This is a genomic window from Rhodococcus sp. CX (assembly GCF_015865005.1).
Classification (GTDB): domain Bacteria; phylum Actinomycetota; class Actinomycetes; order Mycobacteriales; family Mycobacteriaceae; genus Rhodococcus.
The window spans coordinates 25,526-29,313 of sequence record NZ_JADZGH010000181.1 but is presented as its reverse complement, the minus strand read 5'-3'; the positions used below and the strand labels follow the sequence as shown (position 1 = coordinate 29,313).

Annotated in this window: 5 protein-coding genes; 2 read left to right on the top strand and 3 right to left on the bottom strand. The window is 67.7% G+C overall.

Features of this window, described 5'->3' with window-relative positions:
* The 3 genes from I0Q12_RS19170 to I0Q12_RS19160 form a co-directional block, all read right to left on the bottom strand.
* Positions 1–226, bottom strand: a 226-nt coding sequence (locus I0Q12_RS19170) for a sigma factor (protein ID WP_307846350.1), incomplete at its 3' end; no start/stop codon positions are given.
* On the bottom strand, positions 223–630 hold the full coding sequence (locus tag I0Q12_RS19165; RefSeq protein WP_197253590.1) for a YciI family protein: 408 nt from the start codon (positions 628–630) through the stop codon (positions 223–225). The genes I0Q12_RS19165 and I0Q12_RS19170, both read right to left, overlap by 4 nt.
* Positions 631–779: 149 nt before the next feature.
* Complete coding sequence (locus I0Q12_RS19160) at positions 780–1,397, bottom strand: TetR/AcrR family transcriptional regulator (protein ID WP_197253588.1); 618 nt, start codon at positions 1,395–1,397, stop codon at positions 780–782.
* 255 nt (positions 1,398–1,652) lie between these two features.
* On the opposite strand from I0Q12_RS19160, the gene I0Q12_RS19155 reads away from it, so the two are divergent.
* Both I0Q12_RS19155 and I0Q12_RS19150 read left to right on the top strand, forming a co-directional pair.
* Entirely contained in the window at positions 1,653–2,588 is a 936-nt protein-coding gene (locus I0Q12_RS19155) for a metal-dependent hydrolase (protein ID WP_197253586.1), read from the top strand.
* Positions 2,588–3,742, top strand: a complete 1,155-nt coding sequence (locus I0Q12_RS19150; RefSeq protein WP_197253584.1) for a hypothetical protein — start codon at positions 2,588–2,590, stop codon at positions 3,740–3,742. The genes I0Q12_RS19155 and I0Q12_RS19150 overlap by 1 nt, the downstream gene beginning before the upstream one ends.
* Positions 3,743–3,788: the final 46 nt, after the last annotated feature.

The window sequence follows — 3,788 nt, the reverse complement described above, 5'->3', positions numbered from 1 at the left end:
CCCTGCCCCGCCGCGACGATTCGGCGCGGGCCGCGTCGAGGAACTTGCGCCACGCGACGGCGACGAGCCAGCCCTTCGGGTCGCGCGGCGGGTCGTCGGGCCACGTTTCCAGCGCCCGGATCAGCGCTTCCTGCACGGCGTCCTCGGCCGACGCGAAGTCCGCGCCGCGCCAGACGAGGATGCCGATCACCGCGGGCACCAGTTCCCGCAGCAGGGCCTCGTTCACTCGGTCGCCGTGGGTTGCTCGGTGAGGAACGGCCGCACTTCGAGCCATTCGTGGAGCGGTTCGCCGCCGCGGCCGGGCGCGGCCGAGAGTTCCGCGGCCAGCTCGTACGCGCGTTCGCGGGAGTCGACGTCGATGATCATCCACCCGGCGATCAGGTCCTTCGTCTCGGCGAACGGACCGTCCGTCACGGGCGAACGTCCCTCGCCGTCGTATCGCACGAAGGTGCCCTCGGGCGCCAGGGCCTGTGCGTCGACGAACTCTCCGGATTCCTCCAGCCGTGCCGCGAAGTCACGCATGTACCGGATGTGCGCGTCGACCTCCTCCGGCGTCCACCGGTCCATCGGCACCGCGTCGCCGACGGGGTCCGGTCCGCCTCGGTAGTGCTTGAGCAGCAGGTACTTCATGGTTGGCCCTCCTCGGTCACACGGCCCGTGTCGGCCGTTCCTACCCCTGGGACGGAGCCGGGGTCGCGTTCTCGACACCGACCAGCGTGCCGGGTTCCGCCGGACATCGAGACGGATTCGACCGGCCCGTCGGGCGACGCGGTCCGCGGTCAGGATTCGGTGGGACGGGGCTGGGCCAGGATCGCGGACCCGACCCAGCGGCGCAGGTAGCGGCGCATCTCGTCGTCGCTGCGCGGCGGGTGCCCGGGCGAGACGAAGAACGACTGCATCGTGCGCAGCAGGTACTCGACGAGCTCGTGCAGCGACTCCTCGTCGTATCCGTAGCTCTCCCAGTCGACGTCGAAGCGCCGGATCATCGTCATCCCGAACAGCTGCGCCTCGTCGGAGGTCATGCGGTCCGGGACGGCGTTCGAGTACGAGTTGGACAGCAGAATGCCCAGATGCGGTGTGCGCCGGACCTCCGCGAGGGTGTAGACCACGCCTTCGGTCATCGCTTCGGCCGGGTCCTCGATCCCCCGGACCTGTTCGGTGAGCCGGTCGAGGAATCCGGCGACGGATGCGATGGCGGCGGCCTGCATGAGCGCGTCGGCACTGGGGAAATAGCGGTACACCGTTTGCCGGATGACGCCGAGTGCTTCGGCGACGTCGGCGATGCTGATGGGCGCGCCGGTGCGGCCGATCAGGTCGACGGCGGCGGCGACGATCCGTTCGGATGCTTCCTCGTCGCTAGCCGGGGGACTTCCACCCCACCCACGCCTACCTGCCACTGACTGCTTCCTCGGTCGAGCGAGTCCGGGGCTCGACGTGCTCCCGGGAGCGGACGCCGGACCACGCGGACGGAGTGTCGAAAGTAGCACGGACCGCCCCCCGGATCCGGTTCACCAAACCCCCGCGAAACAGATCATACAAAGACTCAGCTGAATGTATGATCTGGATCACCGCGTCTCGTCGTGTCCGCACGAGCCCGCAGCTGCAGCCCCACTTCCGAACGACTCCGCTTTTCGAAAGACGAGGTATCGCAAGTGACCGACCTTCAAGTCCGCAAGATGCGTTTCGGGTTCGAGGACCACGACGTGCCGTTCCTGTGGAACGAGCAGAACCCGGCGTTCTCGAGCATGGCCAACGCGGTCTCGTTCCTCGCGGTCGGCTTCGAGAAGATGATCGTGCAGATGATCACCGAGGCGAAACCGCTGATCACCGATCCGGAGGTCGCTTCCGAGGCGGATGCGTTCATGCGCCAGGAGGGCCAGCATTCGACCGCGCACCGCCAGCACGTCAAGGCCCTGATCGAGCGGTACCCGGGGCTGCAGGAGACCCTCGACGACGTCATCGGCGCGTTCGACAAGCTCACCGCCGAGACGTCGCTCAACTACCGACTGGCCTACACCGCCGACCTCGAGGCCACCTTCACCCCGGTGTTCAAGCTGATGCTCGACAACGACGCGACCCTGTTCGCCCCCGGTGACGACCGCGTCGCATCGCTGTTCATCTGGCACTTCGTCGAGGAGGTCGAACACCGCAGTTCCGCGCTGATCATCTTCGACGCGATCGTCGGCAGCGATCTGTACCGGATGCGCGTGGCGCCCTCGGTGTTCCGGCACGTGCTGAAGGTCATCGAGATCGCGAGCGAGGGGTTCAACAAGCACGTTCCACTCGAGGAGCGGCAGATCGACGCGATGGCGATGTTCGCGCGGTACCGCCGCAAGCAGGCCCTGCGCCGGCTGATCCCGACCCTGACCGCCGAATACAACGGGCCGATGACCCGCGCGTTCGATCACCTGCCGCTCGGTGAGCAGCTCACCGCGCTCGCGGGGGTGGTGCGCAGCCAGATGCCCCGGCACAATCCCGAGCACGAGAAGCTGCCGGCGCTGGCCGGCGTGTGGTTCGATCGCTTCGACGCCGGCTACGACGTCACCCAGTGGTACACCGCCGACGCGAAGACTCAGGGGGCCAACTGATGTCGGACCTCTGCTCCCCCACCTTCGAGGATCTCGCCGTCCGGCTCGGCTTCTCGTGCGAGGAGGCCGGCGGGCTCGTCGAGTTCCGCAGCCCCACCGCGCTGGAGAACTGGACGCTTCCGGTCCTCGAGGTCACGATCGTCGTCGGCGCGGTCCTCGCGCTGGTGTTCGCGATCCTGCGGCTGCGGCGCCAGGGTGATCCGACGAATCTGGTGCTGTGGTTCGGCGCGACCGCCTACCTGTTCTTCATCGAACCGCCGCTGTACTTCCCGGCCGCGTTCGGCATCGAGGAACACGTCGACACGATGTTCGCGCACAACGTGTTCACGGTGGACTTCATGTGGGGCCGGTTGCCGCTGTACATCGTCGCGATCTATCCGCTGATGGCGACGCTCGCCTTCGAGATCGTCCGGATGCTCGGGGTGTTCACCCGCTACGGGGTGCTGGTCGGCGCGGTGTGCGTCGGTTTCGTGCACCACGCGTTCTACGAGATCTTCGATCATCTCGGCCCGCAGCTGCGGTGGTGGGAGTGGTCGCTCGACAATCCGATCAACCAGCCGTTCTTCGACTCGGTGCCGATTCCGAGCGTCGTGGTGTTCGCGGCGCTGTGGCCGATGTCGCTGGCCCTGTGCGTGCAGTTCTTCGTCGGCCGCCACGTCGACGCGGGCCGGCACTTCACCGGGGTGGAGCTGACGTGGCGCACGGTGGTGATCGGTCTGCTCGCGTCGGTCGGCACGTTCGTGCTGCCGCTGCCGGCCACCGTGCTGGGCATCGGCGGCGACACCGTCCGCGGCGTGGTGTATCTGGCGGAACTGGTGGTCGTGTCGGTGGTCGCGGTGGTCGTCCTCGGGCGGCGGTGGCGGGATCTGCGCGGCGCCGACGCCTCGGTGGAACGCCACACCAACCGGTTCGTGCAGGTCTACAGCCTCGTGTACCTGGGGGTGATGGCACTGCTGTGGGCCACCGCTCTTCCCGACTTCTTCGGGGCGGTCGACGGTGTCACCGGGAACGGTGATCCGGTCGGCAACCTCTGGTACACCATCGCGTGCTTCGTCGTCGCGCTCGTGTGCGTGGCCGCCACGTTCACAGTGGGTCCCCGCAGCGGCACCGCTCCGGCCGGAGCGGACCGATCGTCGGAGACGTCCACCGTGTGATGTGCCGATTCACAACACAGTGATGACGGTCACGTCCGCACCTACA